The sequence below is a fragment of the Sphingobium sp. SG1 genome, from assembly GCF_057063145.1.
In genome coordinates, this window is the sequence record NZ_JBVVOJ010000001.1 from 70,017 (window position 1) to 84,642 (window position 14,626).

A 14,626-nucleotide genomic window follows, 5' to 3' on the forward strand; every position below is an offset into this window, starting at 1 on the left:
CCGGCTCAGAAGCGGGTGCGCACGCCGACCGTGGAGGTGCGCGGCGTGCCCGGCTGCACCCAGACGGAGCTGTAGCTGCTGGCATACCATGTCTCGTCAAACAGGTTGCTGATCGTCCCGAACAGCTCGACACCCTCGATCACATCGACGCTGCCGAACAGACGGAACAGGGTGTGCGACGGCAGGGTAAAGTCCGTGCCTGTCTCGCCCAGCCGTTCGCCGACATACTGCATGCCTGCGCCCAGTTGGGCCTCGCGCCCGCCGATCTCGAAATGCTTCGCGACCTGGATGTTGAGAACATGGTCGGGAATGTTGACCAGCCTGTACCCGGGCAGGATCTGGGTGGCGAAATTGGGATCGTTCACCGCCTCGCGCGCTTCGGCATCGGTATAGGCGTAGCTCAGCAGGATATCGATGTCGCCGGGCAGATGGCCGTTCACGTCCAGTTCGATGCCGCGGCTCCGCGCCTTGCCGATCGCGACGGAAAAGCTGGGATTATTATTGTCGCTGGCCAGCACATTGTCCTTGGTCAGCTGATAGACGGACAGGGTGCCGGTCAAGGCGCCGCCAAGCGCGGTCAGCTTGACACCAGCCTCGATCGACTCGCTCGTTTCCGGGTCGAAGATATTGTTGAAGAAATCCGCGCCGACATTGGCGCGATAGCCCTGGCCATAAGCGGCATAGAGGGTGATCGGATCGCTGAGGTCATAGACGATGCCGGCCTGCGGGCTGAACCGCTCATATTGGCGGCTATTGTAACGATTGGCGGCCGCAAGCACGCGGTTATCGACCTTCAGCGTCAGATTGTCGTAGCGGCCGCCGATGCGGACCTGAAGCCGATCGGTCAGTTCGATCTGGTCCTGCACATAGAAGCCGAAGCTGCGCTGCGTATCCAGACGATTGGTCAACACCGACGTCGCAGGCAGCGGATATTGGCCATAGACCGGATTGTCGATGTCGATAACATAGCCGGCCTGGTCGCTCGGATTGCTGCTCAACGCCGGCGGGCGATAGCGGGTGAAATAATTATCATATTCGAACTGGTCGAAATCGCCGCCGATCAGCACCCGATGGCGCAGCGATCCGGTCTCGAACTTGCCGGCGACCTCGGCGCGGACCACGCTATGTTCCGCATCATAGCGGCGCGAGCGGCGCTGGCGCGACAGGGAATGGCCGTCGGCATAGAGTTTCTGGCGCGACGCGGTCTGCTCGGCGTCGGACGAGAAACCGGTCAGCAGCGTATCGCGATGGCTGGCCCCGACCAGCAGGCTCCAGTCGTCATTGAACTGATGGTCGAGCCGCAACTGGTGGCCGGTGGCACGGGCGATCGTGTCGCCATCGCCCGGCTCGCCCAGGAAGCGCGAGCGCGGCACGGTGTTGAAATCATTGTCGAGGACGACGATGCCGCGATCGAACGGCACCTCCACGCGGGTCCATTCGAAATCATAGGTGAGGCGCGTCCGATCGCCCAGCGCAACGCCGATCGAGGGCAGGAAGCCCCAGCGCTTCTGCGACACATAGTCGCGGAACGTGTCGCCCTTCTCATAATAGCCGATCAGCCGCGCGGTGATGCCGTCGGTCAGCGCCAGATTGGCGTCGGCGTCAGCGCGGAACCGGTCATAGCTGCCATATTGCAGCGTGCCCGTGCCGAAGGTCCGGCCGATTTCCGCCTGCTTGGTGACGAGGTTGATCGTGCCGCCCGGCTCGCCGCGCCCGATCAGCGCCGCCGCCGGCCCCTTGAGCACCTCGACCCGTTCGATCCCGGCCACGTCGCGCTGGCCGCCAAAGCCGCGCCCTGCATTGAAGCCGTTCACCAGATAGCCGCTCGGCAGATTTTCATCGCCGGCAAAGCCGCGAATGGCGAAACTGTCCCACAGCCCGCCCAGCGTATTCTGGCGCGCGACCGAGGCGTTCATGTCCAGCGCGTCGGTCAGGCGCAGGATATTATTCTGCTGCAGCGTCTCCGCGTCGATCTCTGTGATGGCCTGGGGAATTTCCTTCACGGAGAAATCGCCACGATAGGCCTGACGCACGCCGTCGACCGTGATGGCACCCTCGCCCTCCGGCACATGATGAACCGCGTCGCCAGTCTGCGCCTGGGCTGGAAGCCAGGCCAGGACGGCGGCCAGCGGCAGCGCGCGGGCGATGTGATGGAAGCGACGGGAACGGACGGGCGCAGCGCAGGCCCGCGGCAGGAACTGGATCGACATATTTTCCCCTGAATGAAATGAGACGAAATCTCATTCGCCGCTGCCCCTAGGGTAGGCTCGTCGCGCTCGTCAATGGAAATGTTATATTATTTCATTGACAGATTGCTGCATCGCCGAAATGGTCCGGCGCAACAGCCAAGGAGCCTTGCCCCCATGTCCCTGACCGCCACCGGCCAGCCCATAATATTGTCCGACGTCCACCTGTCCTATGGCAGCCATCATGTGCTGCGCGGCCTGACCCTGCATGTCGATGCCGGCGAAATCTATGCGCTGCTCGGCGGCAATGGCGCCGGCAAGTCGACCACCATGTCGACCCTGCTGGGCTTTGCCCGCCCAGACAGCGGCACGGTGCTGGTGGCCGGCCATGACCCGGCGGCGCAGCCCGACAGGGCGCGCGAGCAGATCGCCTATGTCCCCGAAAATGTCGCCCTTTACGAGCATCTGACAGCGCGGGAAAATGCCGCCTATCTGCTGGCGCTGGCCGGCCGCCACCCGGCCCCGCAGGAGATTGACGGCGCGTTCGACGCAACGGGCCTGCAGGCATCGGCCTGGGACAAGCGGCTCGGCGGCTTTTCCAAGGGGATGCGGCAGAAGGTGGCGATCGCCATCGCCTTGTTGCGCGAAGTGCCGGTGCTGCTGCTCGACGAGCCCTCTTCCGGCCTTGATCCGCGCGCGACCGCCGATTTCAACCGCCTGGTCCATGATGTCGCGCGCAAGGGCGCGGCCGTACTGATGGTCACCCATGACCTGCTGTCGGCGGCCGACATTGCCGACCGGATCGGCTTCCTCGAATCCGGCCGGATCGTCGACGAGGCATCGGCGCAGGGCACGGACCGCTTCGACGTGCGCGACCTGCATCGCAAGTTCGCCCGGGAAGCTGTTGCCGCATGAGCGTCATCACCCTGATCGCGCGTGACGAATTGCGGCTGATGCGGCGCAACCGCGTCGCCGTCATCGCCTTCGCGCTGCTCGTCCTGCTGACGCTCGCCGCCGCGCTCATCAGTTGGTCGCACCAGAGCGGCATTGCCGAAACCCGCGCCCGGTTCCAGGCTCAGGCCGCCGAGGCGTTCGAGGCGCAGCCCGACCGCCATCCCCATCGCATGGTCCATTTCGGCAATTTCATCTTCCGCCCGCTGCCACCGCTCGCTGCCTTCGATCCCGGCGTCGATGCGTTCACCGGCAACAGCATCTTCCTGGAAGGGCATCGCCAGAACAGCGCCAATTTCGGCGATGTCCGCCAATCCTCGCTGCTGGTCCGCTTCGGCCAGCTGACCCCGGCCTTCGTGTTGCAGGTGATTGCGCCGCTGCTGCTGATCTTCCTTGGCTATGGCGCGGTCGCGCGTGAACGCGAACGCGGCACGCTGCGCCAGATGCTGGTGCAGGGCGTGTCCGCCCGCGCGCTCGTCATGGGCAAGCTGCTGGCGCTAGCCGTGGTCGCCGCGCTGGTCGGTCTGCCCGCGCTCATCGCCTTCCTGTTGATCGCGGGTCAGCCGGGCGCGCTGGCCGGGCCGATGGCGGTGATCGCGCTTGGCTATGGCGCCTATCTGGCACTGTGGTCGATCATCGTGATCCTTGTCTCCGCGCTGGTAAGGCGCGGCCGCGACGCGCTGCTCGCGCTGCTCGCGCTCTGGGCGGTGCTGGTGATCCTGCTGCCGCGCGTGGCGCCCGACATCGCGGCGCAGGCCCATAGCCTGCCCACCCGCCTGGAAACCGACATTGCCATCCAGCAGGATCTGCATCGCCTTGGCGACGCGCATAACCCTGACGATCCCTTCTTCAACGCCTTCAAGCAGAAGGTGCTGCGCCGCTATGGCGTCGACAAGGTGGAGGATCTGCCGGTCAATTATAACGGCCTGCTCGCGGTAGAGGGCGAAAAGCTGACATCGCGCCTGTTCGACACCTATGCCGATCGCAGCTTCGCGATCCAGCAGGCGCAGAGCCGGCTGACCGACGGCTTCGGCATCATCAGCCCGGCCATCTCGCTGCGGCAATTGTCGATGGCCGCGGCGGGCACCGATCTTACGGGCCATCGCCGCTTCCTCGCCCAGGCCGAAGCCTATCGCTACGCCATGGTCCAGCATCTCAATCAATTGCAGGCCGATGCCGTCAGCTATGCCGATGACAAGGCCAAGGATGCCGGCGCCGATCAGCGCAAGCGCATCTCCGCCGACCATTGGCAGGCAATCCCGCAATTCCGCTTCATCGCGCCGACCGCCGGCGATCTGGTGACCGCCAGCCTGCCCGGCCTGGGCCTGCTGCTCGCCTGGCTGGCGCTCGCGCTGCTGGCGCTGCGGCCCGTCGCCCGCCATCTTCAGAAAGCCCGCCCATGACCCTCCTCACCCATGAACTGCGCCTGCTGCTGCGCTCGCGCATGGCGCTGCTGGCGCTGCTGCTGGTCGCCCTGCTCGCGATCGCCTCGGTCGCTGCCGGCATGGCCGAAGTCGCCCGGCAGCGCGCCGTCATCGCCCGCATCCAGCCGAAACAGGCTCAGGATATCGCGGCCGTCGCGCAATGGGCCGGCAAGACGCAGGATCCCGGCAATGCCGCCTATTACAGCTTCCATGCCACCTGGGATGCGCCCGCGCCGCTCGCCTTCGTGGCCCTCGGCCTGCGGGACGTCGCACCTTACATCCTGCGTGTCCGCGCGCTGGGGCTGGAAGCACAGCTTTACGATGGCGAGGCGTTCAATCCCGAACTGGCTCTCCCCGGTCGTTTCGATTTCGCCTTCGTGCTGGTCTATCTGACGCCCCTGTTCGTGATTGCGCTGTTCCACGATCTCGTCTCGGGCGAGCGGGAAGCCGGGCGGCTGCGCATGCTCGATGCGCTCGCAGGATCGGGACGGCATCTCTGGGCCCGGCGCGTGCTGCTGCGCGGCGGCCTGCTGTTTCTCGCGCTCGCCCTGCCTGTCAGTATCGGGGCAAGTCTTTCGCATGTGCCGCCCCTGCCGCTGCTGGCGGTGCTCGGCCTCGTCGCCCTCTATCTCGCCTTCTGGATCGGCGTCACGCTGCTGGTAGGACGGCTGCGCTGGAGTTCGGTCACCAATGCCGCGACGCTTGCCGGCCTGTGGCTGCTGCTCACCCTGCTGCTGCCGACCATCGCCCATGTCGCAATCAACCGTGCCATCCCGGTCGGCCAGGGCGTGGAACTGACGCTCGCCCAGCGCGAGGCGGTCAACCGTGCCTGGGACATTCCGCACGAACAGACGATGCGGGCCTTCTATGCCGGCCATCCCGAATGGAAGGACAGCCCGCCGCTAAGCCACGCATTCCATTGGAAATGGTATTTTGCCTTCCACCAGGTCGGCGATGAAAACGTCGCGCCCAAGGCGAACGCCTACCGTCACGGGATCGAGGCGCGCGATGCCGCCGCCCGTTCAGTCGGCTGGCTGTTGCCCTCGGTCGGCGTACAGGCGCTGCTCGCCCGCCTCGCCGACACCGACATGCAGGCGCAATTCGCCTATCAGGACCGCATCCGCGCCTTTCACACCCGGCTGCGCAATTATTATTATGCCTATCTCTTCACCGACAAGCCGTTCGGGCAGGCGGATTTCGAAGGCGCCCCGCGCTTCGACGATATGTGAGAGACTGTGATGGCCGGGGATGAGGGCGAAATTGCTCGCTTCGCTTCATCCTCGGCGGCAACCATCGACTTGCCGAGGGCACATAGAAGCGCCGGTGCTGGTCTGTGCCTGCAACGGTCAACTACCGATGTTGGATATCTCCAGCCATGCTTCAACGCAAATCGTTGAAATCATGGTGGGCGCGACAGGGATTGAACCTGTGACCCCACCCGTGTGAAGGGTGTGCTCTACCGCTGAGCTACGCGCCCCCTGTAAGGAGGAGGCGGCCTTTCGCATCCGATGCCTGACCTGTCAAGCGCCGCCTTGCAGCTTTTTGGAAATTATCTCTGTCCAGCGCGTTTGGCCGCATTATACAGGCCCGACCAACATAGATCAGAAAGTGCATCATCCATGCGTCAGACCGTCGCTCTCGTCCTTGCTTCCATGTTCCTGTCCGCGCTCGCCGCCTGCAACACGGTGCAGGGCGTCGGCCGCGACATCGAATCGGTCGGCACCGCCGGCAAGGAAGTCATTCACTGATAACGGGGACGGGGCGGCGTCCTGCCGCCCTGCATCATTGCAGGATGCGCGGAAAGGCCGACTTCTTGCGCAGACGCACACCGTCGCAATCCGGCTCGCCGCATTCGCACGCCTCGATCGCATAGCGCACGCCACACATTACCAGAACATCCTGGTCGAACGAATAGTTGGCAATACCCGCGCGCTCGACCTTTTCTTGTGCTCTGGCCTTGAGAGTCATGAGTAGCTTCCCTCCATTTGGGACGACTGACAATGATTGCTGCGTTGCACAATGTCAATTCATCGACATTGGTTCCTTAACCGATAGTCAGAAATCGTCCCACAAATCGCACGTTTCGGCGGCGGGCTCGTGTTTCTACATAGACGCTTGCAGCGCTTGACTGCCGCTCCCATATGCGCGGTCATGAATGACCATAACCGCTCGTCCATGCCGGTCTGGCATGGCACCACCATCATGTCGGTCCGCAAGAATGGAAAGGTCGTCGTCGCCGGCGACGGCCAGGTTTCCATGGGCCAGACCGTGATGAAGCCCAATGCGCGCAAGGTACGCCGCCTGCATGACGGCAGCGTCATCGGCGGCTTTGCCGGCGCCACCGCCGACGCCTTCACCCTGTTCGAGCGGCTCGAAGCCAAGCTCGAACGCCATAATGGCCAACTGATGCGCGCGGCCGTCGAACTCGCCAAGGACTGGCGCACCGACAAATATCTCCGCAACCTGGAAGCGATGATGATCGTCGCCGACAAGGACGTGACCCTGATCCTGACCGGCAATGGCGATGTGCTGGAACCGTTGGGCGGCGTGGCCGCGATCGGTTCGGGCGGCAATTATGCCCTCTCGGCCGCCCGCGCGCTGGTGGAATATGAGGAAGATGCCGAAACCCTGGCCCGCAAGGCGATGGGTGTCGCGGCGGATATCTGCGTCTACACCAACGACCAGCTCACCATAGAAACGCTCGACAGCGCAGCCTGAGATCCCAAGAAAAGACCATGAACGACAATCTGACCCCCAAAGCCATCGTCGCCGCGCTCGACGCGCATATCATCGGCCAGCATGATGCCAAGCGCGCCGTCGCCGTCGCGCTACGCAACCGCTGGCGCCGCCAGCACCTGCCCGCCGATTTGCGCGACGAGGTGACGCCCAAGAATATCCTGATGATCGGGCCGACGGGCTGCGGCAAGACCGAGATCAGCCGCCGCCTGGCGAAGCTGGCCGACGCCCCCTTCGTCAAGGTCGAGGCCACCAAGTTCACCGAGGTCGGCTATGTCGGTCGCGACGTGGAGCAGATCGTTCGCGATCTGGTCGAGGAAGCGGTGCGGCTGGAGAAGGACCGCCGCCGCGAAGCCGTGCGCGAAGCCGCGTCGGAAGCCGCCATGGCCCGCCTGCTCGATGCGCTGACCGGCAAGGATGCCAGCGAAGCCACCCGCCTCTCCTTCCGCCAGAAGATCGAGGGCAACCAGATGAACGATGTCGAGGTGGAGGTGGAAGTCGCCGACACCCCGTCGATGCCGATGGAAATTCCCGGCATGGGCGGCCAGGTCGGCATGATCAACCTCAGCGACATGATGTCCAAGGCGTTCGGCCAGCAGCAGAAGAAGCGCCGCAAGATGCGTGTCGCCGACGCCTGGGACAAGTTGGTCGAGGAAGAGCAGGACAAGCGCCTCGATCAGGATGATGTCGCCCGCGTCGCCATCACCAGCGCCGAGCAGAATGGCATCGTCTTCCTCGACGAGATCGACAAGATCGCCGTCAGCGACGTGCGCGGCGGCTCGGTCAGCCGTGAAGGCGTGCAGCGCGATCTGCTGCCGCTGATCGAGGGCACGACCGTCTCGACCAAATATGGCCCGCTCAAGACCGACCATATCCTCTTCATCGCCTCAGGCGCCTTCCATGTCGCCAAGCCCAGCGACCTGTTGCCCGAACTTCAAGGCCGCCTGCCGATCCGCGTGGAACTGAAGGCGCTGACCGAGGAGGATTTCGTCGCGATCCTGTCCGACACCAAGGCCAGCCTTGTTGCGCAATATCGCGCGCTGCTGGCGACCGAGGAAGTAACGATCGACCTGACGCCCGAAGGCATCCGCGCGGTCGCGAAGATCGCGGCCGAGGTGAACAGCGAGGTCGAGAATATCGGCGCCCGCCGCCTGCAGACCGTCATGGAAAAGCTGCTGGAGGATGTGAGCTTCGAGGCGGAAGATCGCCGCGGCGAGACGCTGGTGATCGATCAGGCCTATGTCGACAAGCAATTGTCGGCGGTTGCCCATGACACCGACCTCAGCAAATATGTGCTGTAACTGAGCGCCTAGCTTCAGTCCGGGCCTGCCGTTTCTTATGGCAGGCCCGGATCATCTTCCCCCCTGCCCGCCATCATGTCAGCCTCCGCCATGCGATTCGCAGGGAGGGAATATGATCCGCACTTCGGCCTGGCTCTTGGCGAGCCTCGGCATTGCCGCGCTGTCCACCACCGCCGAGGCGCAGACCGCCCCCAAACCACCCGTCGCGGCAAAGAAGCCGCATGAGGTGAAGGCGCCCTTCGGCGCGACGCGGCAGGATCCCTATTATTGGCTGCGCGACGACAGCCGCAAGAATCCCGAGATGCTCGCCTATCTGGCGGCCGAAAATGCCTATGCCGACGCACTGCTCGCGCCAACCAAGCCGTTGCAGGACAAGCTCTACGGCGAGATCACCGGCCGCATAAAGCAGGACGACAGCAGCGTCCCCTATCGCAAGAAGGGCTACTGGTATTACAGCCGCTTCGAGACCGGCGGCGACTATCCGATCGTCGCCCGGCGCAAGGGCAGCATGGATGCGCCCGAGCAAATATTGCTCGACGAGTCCAGGATGGGCGCGGGCAAGGGCTATTTCGCGGTGGGGGGCAAGGAAGTCAGTCCCGACGACAGGCTGCTCGCCTATGCCGAGGATCTGGTCGGCCGCCGTCAATATGTGATCCGGGTCAAGGGACTCGCCGACGGCAAGCTGCTGAGCGACGAAATCCCCAATGCCGAACCCGATTTCGCCTGGGCCGATGACAGCAAGACGATCTTCTATGTCGAGAAAGACCCGACCACCCTGCTCGGCAAGCGGGTGAAGGCGCATGTGCTGGGCACGCCCGTCAGCGCCGATCGACTGGTCTATGAGGAGAAGGACGACAGCTTCTACATGGGCCTCAAGAAGACGACGTCGGACAAGTTCGTCTGCATCGTCCTGCAATCGACGGTCAGCAATGAGGAACGCTGCGCGCCGTCCGCCAATCCCGCGAGCTTCACGCCGCTTGCCCCGCGCGAGCGCGACTTCCTCTACAGCAGCGACAATGTCGGCGGGCAATGGACGATCCGCACCAACTGGCAGGCGCCCAATTACCGGCTGATGACCGTATCGGACGCCGATGCCGCCAAGGGCCGCGCCGCCTGGACGGATATCGTGCCGACCAGCGCCAGCGTCTTCATCGAGAATTTCCATCCCTTCGACAGCTTCCTCGCGATCGAGGAACGCTCCGAAGGCAATAAGCGCCTGCGCCTGCTGACCAGAAGCGGCAAGAGCAGCTTCGTCAATGCCGACGAGCCAGCCTATGCCATGGCGCTCGACGTCAACGCCGAAAGCGGCACGCCCTGGGTCCGCTACACCTATGACAGCCTGCGCACGCCCGAAACCACCTATGAGGTGAATGTCGACACCGGCGAACGCAAGATACTGAAGGTCCAGGAGGTGAAGGGCTATGACCCTGCCAAATATGTGACCGAACGGGTCTGGGCGACCGCGCGCGACGGGACGAAGGTGCCGGTGTCGCTCATCTACGCCAAAGGGTTCCAGAAGAATGGCAGCGCGCCGCTCTACCAATATGCGTATGGCAGCTATGGCTATTCGACCGACCCGGCCTTTTCGCCCCTGCTCCCCAGCCTGCTTGATCGCGGCGTCGTCTATGCCATCGCCCATATTCGCGGCGGCCAGGAAATGGGCCGCCAATGGTATGATGACGGTCATCTCAAGAACAAGATGAACAGCTTCACCGACTTCATCGACGTGACCCGCGCGCTGGTGGATCAGGGCTATGCGAAGAAGGGCCGCGTCGCCGCGATGGGCGGCAGCGCCGGCGGCCTGCTCATGGGTGCGGTCGCGAACATGGCGCCCCAGGACTATAAGGTCATCATCGCGCAGGTACCGTTCGTGGATGTCGTGACCACCATGCTCGACCCGACCATCCCGCTCACCACCGGCGAATATGACGAATGGGGCAATCCCGAGCAGAAATCCTGGTATGACGTGATGCTGGCTTATTCGCCCTACGATCATGTCGAGGCGAAGGCCTATCCCAGCCTGTTCGTCGGCACCGGCCTATGGGACAGCCAGGTCCAATATTATGAACCGACCAAATGGGTCGCCAAGCTGCGCGCGACCAAGACCGACAGCAACCCGCTGGTCTTCCGCATCAACATGGAGGCCGGCCATGGCGGCAAGTCGGGCCGCTTCCGCCGCTATCGCGACCAGGCGGAATATAGCGCCTTCGCGCTGGAGCAATTGGGGGTGGAGTAACGCTTACCCCCCTCCCTTCCAGGGAGGGGCCAAGGGTGGGTCTGCCGCGTAGTGGCAGTAGAACGCTCGCTTCGCTCGCTACCCACCCCTTAATCCCCTCCCTAGAAGGGAGGGGAGATGACGTTCAGTAGCTGCGGCCCACCAGCACCCGCTCAACCGCCGTGCCGCCGGTGAAGATGCAGGCGCCATCCGCCGCTTCCGCGTCGGTCGGCACGTTGCGCAGGGTGAGCTTCTCGCCCTTCAGCCACTGCACGACCTTCTCCAGTTCCGCGCCGGTCGGCTTGGCCCACTGGACCAGCGCCCAGCCGGGGTTCTTGCTGGCCTTGAAATAGGCCTTGAGCGCGTCGAGATCGGTGATCGACCTGTCGATATTGCCGTCCAGACGCGCCTTCGCATCAGCGAACAGAGACGTCTGGATATCCTCCAGCATCGCGGTTGCGCCGGCGACGAAATCGCCCTTGGCGACGATCTGGCTGTCGAGCTTGCCATCCTCGCGATAGAGGCGATCGCGGCGGATGACCGAGACATTGCCACCGGCAACGTCACGACCGCCAACCTCGATCACGATCGGCGCGCCCTTCTTGACCCAGCCCCAGCGCTTGGTCGCAGCCTTGGACGGGCGCTTGTCGAGCAGCGCGCGGACCGGCTCGCGGAACACGTCCAGGCCGTTCAGCTGGTTCACCAGATCGGTGCAATAATCGACGATCGCGGCGTCTTCCTCGGTATCGCGCAGCATCGGCACGACCACGACCTGATAGGGCGCGACGCGCGGCGGCACGCGCAGGCCGTCATCGTCGCCATGCACCATGATCAGGCCGCCGATCATGCGGGTCGACATGCCCCAGCTGGTGGTCTGGGCCAGTTCCTGCTGCCCTTCGACATTCTGGAACTTGATATTCTGCGCCTGGCTGAAGGTCGTGCCCAGGAAGTGCGAGGTGCCAGCCTGCAGCGCCTTGCCATCCTGCATCATCGCCTCGATCGAATAGGTCGCGACGGCGCCGGGGAAACGCTCATTCTCCGGCTTCTCGCCCGCCACCACCGGCAGGCCGACACATTCTTCGGCGAAGCTGCGATAGACTTCGAGCATCTTCATCGTCTCTTCCATCGCCTCATCGACGGTCGAGTGTGCGGTATGCCCTTCCTGCCACAGGAATTCGCTGGTGCGCAGGAACATGCGGGTGCGCATTTCCCAGCGGACGACATTCGCCCACTGGTTGATCAGCACGGGCAGGTCGCGCCAGCTCTGCACCCAGCGGCTGAAGGCGGCCCCGATCACGGTTTCCGACGTGGGGCGCACGACCAGCGGCTCTTCCAGCTTCGCTTCGGGATCGGGCACCATCTTGCCGTCCTTCTGGATCAGGCGATGATGGGTGACGACCGCCATTTCCTTGGCGAAGCCGTCGACATGCTCGGCTTCCTTCTCGAAATAGGAGAGCGGAATGAACAGCGGGAAATAGCAATTTTCGTGGCCGGTCTGCTTGATGCGCGCATCGAGCAGGGTCTGGATCCGTTCCCAGATGCCATAGCCCCAGGGACGGATCACCATGCAGCCGCGCACGCCGCTTTCCTCGGCCATGTCGGCTTCGGTGATGACGGCCTGATACCAGGCAGCGAAATCCTGTTCGCGGGTAACGTTAAGGGCGTGTTTCACGGGGTCTGTCGCCTGTCTAAAAGTGGATGGCGCGCCATAGGCCAGACCCGCCATCCCTGTCGACCCCCAAGCATCGCGCCGGACGGCGTTCAGTTGGCGTCGGCGCCCAGTCGCTCCAGCCAGGCCTTGGCCTGCTTGGGTTCGCCCACCGCATCGGCCGCCGGCTTGCCCCGCGCCGCCAGAAAAGCGGGATGGAGGTCAAACGGTTCCAGCCCCAGCGTGTCGCGCATCGCGTCGATCTCTTGCGCCAGTTCGTCGAGCTGTGCCAGCACCGGCGCGGTCTTGCCGCGGGCGCTGCGATCCTGTTGATGGTCGAACAGGCCCCAGCGCCCGCCAGCGGTCACGCGCAGCGCCGCAATCAGCGCCGCGCGATATTCCTCTTCCAGCTCCGCCCTGCGGATATCCAGGCGCTCCAGTCTATCCGCCTTGGCCATGGTGGATCAGCTCAGCTTGTCGATCTTCGCATTGAGCGCAGCCAGTTGCGCCTTCAGGACGGCGATCTCGTCATCCTTGCTTTCTTCGGTCGCGGCCGGGGTCGGGCTGGGCGTGGCGCCCGGCATGCCCGGAACGCCATTGCCGAACGCGCTCGCCGCGGCCTCGAACATCTGCATGTTGCGCTTGGCGATCTCGGCCAGCGGGCCGCCACCAAAGGCGCCCTTCATGGCTTCCTGGAACTGCTGCTGGTTCTTGCGGAAGGCGTCCATCGACGCTTCGAGATATTGCGGCACCATCGACTGCATGGAATCGCCATACATGGCGATCAGCTGGCGCAGGAAGTTGACCGGCAGCATGTTCTTGCCACGCTGTTCTTCTTCCATGATGATCTGGGTCAGGACATTATGGGTGATGTCCTCGCCGGTCTTCGCGTCGACGACGACGAACTCGCGCCCCTCGCGGGTCATCTGCGACAAAAGGTCCAGCGTGATATAACTTGAAGTTTCGGTGTTATAGAGCCGCCTGTTAGCGTACTTCTTGATAACCACCGGTTCGGATTCATTAGCAGCCTTCGATTTGGCCATGCCTGTCTCTCCCTCACCTGCTCATCCCGCATTAGCACAGGGCGATGCCGCGCCGCAACATGGCCCGCGTCCTTTACCCCTTTTTCTCAACATTTTATGGCGCGAAACGGAGCATGATCCTGATTTGCGTCGCCGCGCCTTCATCGGCCTGCGTCGCTATCAGGAGGCGCAGCGTCCGTCGCCACCACCACCATGCCCCATTGCCGCAACGGCGGGCAGTGCCCGACTGCTGCGGTATCGGGCTGATTTGGCAACGGAAAACGATCGGTCGCCGGTCGTCTTCATCCCCTCCCTGATCAACCCACCACAGGTGCTGGACCTGTCGGAAAGCCGCTCCATGCTGCGCCACATGGCCGCAGCGGGCCATGATGCCTATCTGGTCGATTGGGGGGCGCCGACGGCCGCCGACCGCAGCCTCGGCCTCGACGGCCATGTCACCGACCGGCTCATACCGATGCTCGCTGCATTGCGGCGCCCGCCGATCCTGGTCGGCTATTGCCTAGGCGGCACGATCGCCATTGCAGCCGCAGCATTGCACCGGGTCGCAGCCCTGGCGACGATCGCTTCGCCCTGGGATTTTGCCGGCTTCCCGTCCGCCGACCTTGCCGAGATCGCCGCCCTGTGGCGCGGTGCGAAGCCGGTGTGCGACCGGCTCGGCTATGTGCCGATGGAGGCGCTGCAATCGGGCTTCTGGGCACTCGACCCACAGCGCACCGTGCAGAAATATGCGGCCTTCGCCGACATGACAGCCGGCTCCGACGAGGAGCGCGCCTTTCTCGCGGTCGAGGACTGGGCCAATGAGGGCGCACCGCTCACCTATGCCGCCGGGCAGCAATTGTTCGAGATGCTCTATGCGGCGAATGCGAGCGGGCGAAACGAATGGCACATCGACGGGACCGTCATAGACCCGGCCTCGCTCGCCTGCCCCAGCTTGTCGATCGCTTCCGCAACCGATCGAATCGTGCCCGCCACGGCCGCCCCGTCCCTTACGGAAAGCCGGATATTGAACCTTGGCCATGTCGGCATGATATTGAGCCAGCGGGCACCCGACATGCTGTGGCATCCGCTGTCCCTTTGGCTTTCCCGCCATGGCGGATGATGTTATGTGCGCCTGCGAAAACA

At 63.9% G+C, this 14,626-nt stretch carries 13 protein-coding genes and 1 tRNA gene; 8 read left to right on the forward strand and 6 right to left on the reverse strand.

Annotated elements, in window-relative coordinates; all coding sequences use genetic code 11:
* Positions 1 to 5: 5 nt before the first annotated feature.
* Entirely contained in the window at positions 6 to 2,210 is a 2,205-nt protein-coding gene (locus AC0KVN_RS00280) for a TonB-dependent siderophore receptor (RefSeq protein ID WP_435567511.1), read from the reverse strand.
* A 153-nt stretch (positions 2,211 to 2,363) separates the two neighbouring features.
* On the opposite strand from AC0KVN_RS00280, the gene AC0KVN_RS00285 reads away from it, so the two are divergent.
* Genes AC0KVN_RS00285 through AC0KVN_RS00295 form a run of 3 tightly spaced genes read left to right on the forward strand, consistent with a single transcriptional unit; the run spans position 2,364 to position 5,790 of the window.
* Complete coding sequence (locus tag AC0KVN_RS00285; RefSeq protein ID WP_069336064.1) at positions 2,364 to 3,101, forward strand: ABC transporter ATP-binding protein; 738 nt, start codon at positions 2,364 to 2,366, stop codon at positions 3,099 to 3,101.
* Positions 3,098 to 4,540 carry an ABC transporter permease gene (locus AC0KVN_RS00290; protein WP_483655210.1) on the forward strand — a complete coding sequence of 481 codons (1,443 nt, stop codon included), beginning with the start codon at positions 3,098 to 3,100 and terminating at the stop codon, positions 4,538 to 4,540. The genes AC0KVN_RS00285 and AC0KVN_RS00290 overlap by 4 nt, the downstream gene beginning before the upstream one ends.
* Positions 4,537 to 5,790, forward strand: a complete 1,254-nt coding sequence (locus AC0KVN_RS00295; RefSeq protein WP_483655211.1) for a DUF3526 domain-containing protein — start codon at positions 4,537 to 4,539, stop codon at positions 5,788 to 5,790. The genes AC0KVN_RS00290 and AC0KVN_RS00295 overlap by 4 nt, the downstream gene beginning before the upstream one ends.
* Positions 5,791 to 5,963: 173 nt before the next feature.
* Here AC0KVN_RS00295 and AC0KVN_RS00300 read toward each other — a convergent pair.
* Positions 5,964 to 6,038 (reverse strand) — tRNA-Val (locus AC0KVN_RS00300).
* A gap of 142 nt (positions 6,039 to 6,180) precedes the next feature.
* Here AC0KVN_RS00300 and AC0KVN_RS00305 point away from each other — a divergent pair.
* Positions 6,181 to 6,309: an entericidin A/B family lipoprotein gene (locus AC0KVN_RS00305; protein WP_046989731.1), complete on the forward strand. Its 129-nt coding sequence runs from the start codon at positions 6,181 to 6,183 to the stop codon at positions 6,307 to 6,309.
* A 34-nt stretch (positions 6,310 to 6,343) separates the two neighbouring features.
* Here the strand turns inward: AC0KVN_RS00305 and AC0KVN_RS00310 are convergent, their stop codons facing one another.
* A complete protein-coding gene (locus AC0KVN_RS00310) occupies positions 6,344 to 6,529 on the reverse strand; it encodes a hypothetical protein (protein WP_004207213.1) in 186 nt (61 codons plus the stop codon).
* A gap of 183 nt (positions 6,530 to 6,712) precedes the next feature.
* On the opposite strand from AC0KVN_RS00310, the gene hslV reads away from it, so the two are divergent.
* From hslV to AC0KVN_RS00325, 3 genes are all read left to right on the forward strand, one after another.
* Entirely contained in the window at positions 6,713 to 7,279 is a 567-nt protein-coding gene (hslV, locus tag AC0KVN_RS00315) for an ATP-dependent protease subunit HslV (RefSeq protein WP_375187952.1), read from the forward strand.
* Between the two features lie 17 nt (positions 7,280 to 7,296).
* Complete coding sequence (hslU, locus tag AC0KVN_RS00320; protein ID WP_004207215.1) at positions 7,297 to 8,598, forward strand: ATP-dependent protease ATPase subunit HslU; 1,302 nt, start codon at positions 7,297 to 7,299, stop codon at positions 8,596 to 8,598.
* Positions 8,599 to 8,710: 112 nt separating this feature from the next.
* Positions 8,711 to 10,834, forward strand: coding sequence for a S9 family peptidase (locus AC0KVN_RS00325; RefSeq protein WP_435567510.1), 2,124 nt, complete (start codon positions 8,711 to 8,713; stop codon positions 10,832 to 10,834).
* Positions 10,835 to 10,958: 124 nt separating this feature from the next.
* On the opposite strand, the gene proS is transcribed toward AC0KVN_RS00325, so the two are convergent.
* The 3 genes from proS to phaR all read right to left on the reverse strand — a co-directional run bounded on the left by proS (position 10,959) and on the right by phaR (position 13,504).
* On the reverse strand, positions 10,959 to 12,485 hold the full coding sequence (gene proS, locus AC0KVN_RS00330; RefSeq protein WP_435567509.1) for a proline--tRNA ligase: 1,527 nt from the start codon (positions 12,483 to 12,485) through the stop codon (positions 10,959 to 10,961).
* Positions 12,486 to 12,574: 89 nt separating this feature from the next.
* Positions 12,575 to 12,919, reverse strand: a complete 345-nt coding sequence (locus AC0KVN_RS00335) for a hypothetical protein (protein WP_333702292.1) — start codon at positions 12,917 to 12,919, stop codon at positions 12,575 to 12,577.
* Between the two features lie 6 nt (positions 12,920 to 12,925).
* Positions 12,926 to 13,504 (reverse strand): polyhydroxyalkanoate synthesis repressor PhaR, encoded by a 579-nt coding sequence (gene phaR / locus AC0KVN_RS00340; protein ID WP_017502180.1) that lies wholly within the window; start codon positions 13,502 to 13,504, stop codon positions 12,926 to 12,928.
* 124 nt (positions 13,505 to 13,628) lie between these two features.
* Here phaR and AC0KVN_RS00345 point away from each other — a divergent pair, with 124 nt between their 5' ends.
* A complete protein-coding gene (locus tag AC0KVN_RS00345; protein ID WP_435567508.1) occupies positions 13,629 to 14,603 on the forward strand; it encodes an alpha/beta fold hydrolase in 975 nt (324 codons plus the stop codon).
* The last annotated feature ends 23 nt before the right edge of the window (positions 14,604 to 14,626 follow it).

What these genes read in the sequence shown, in the direction of transcription:
- AC0KVN_RS00280 (WP_435567511.1), bottom strand. Translation starts at nt 2,210, where the DNA reads ATGTCGATCCAGTTCCTGCCGCGGGCCTGCGCTGCGCCCGTCCGTTCC.
- phaR (WP_017502180.1), bottom strand. Translation starts at nt 13,504, where the DNA reads ATGGCCAAATCGAAGGCTGCTAATGAATCCGAACCGGTGGTTATCAAG.
- AC0KVN_RS00295 (WP_483655211.1), top strand. Translation starts at nt 4,537, where the DNA reads ATGACCCTCCTCACCCATGAACTGCGCCTGCTGCTGCGCTCGCGCATG.
- AC0KVN_RS00290 (WP_483655210.1), top strand. Translation starts at nt 3,098, where the DNA reads ATGAGCGTCATCACCCTGATCGCGCGTGACGAATTGCGGCTGATGCGG.
- hslU (WP_004207215.1), top strand. Translation starts at nt 7,297, where the DNA reads ATGAACGACAATCTGACCCCCAAAGCCATCGTCGCCGCGCTCGACGCG.
- AC0KVN_RS00325 (WP_435567510.1), top strand. Translation starts at nt 8,711, where the DNA reads ATGATCCGCACTTCGGCCTGGCTCTTGGCGAGCCTCGGCATTGCCGCG.
- AC0KVN_RS00285 (WP_069336064.1), top strand. Translation starts at nt 2,364, where the DNA reads ATGTCCCTGACCGCCACCGGCCAGCCCATAATATTGTCCGACGTCCAC.
- AC0KVN_RS00305 (WP_046989731.1), top strand. Translation starts at nt 6,181, where the DNA reads ATGCGTCAGACCGTCGCTCTCGTCCTTGCTTCCATGTTCCTGTCCGCG.
- AC0KVN_RS00310 (WP_004207213.1), bottom strand. Translation starts at nt 6,529, where the DNA reads ATGACTCTCAAGGCCAGAGCACAAGAAAAGGTCGAGCGCGCGGGTATT.
- hslV (WP_375187952.1), top strand. Translation starts at nt 6,713, where the DNA reads ATGAATGACCATAACCGCTCGTCCATGCCGGTCTGGCATGGCACCACC.
- AC0KVN_RS00335 (WP_333702292.1), bottom strand. Translation starts at nt 12,919, where the DNA reads ATGGCCAAGGCGGATAGACTGGAGCGCCTGGATATCCGCAGGGCGGAG.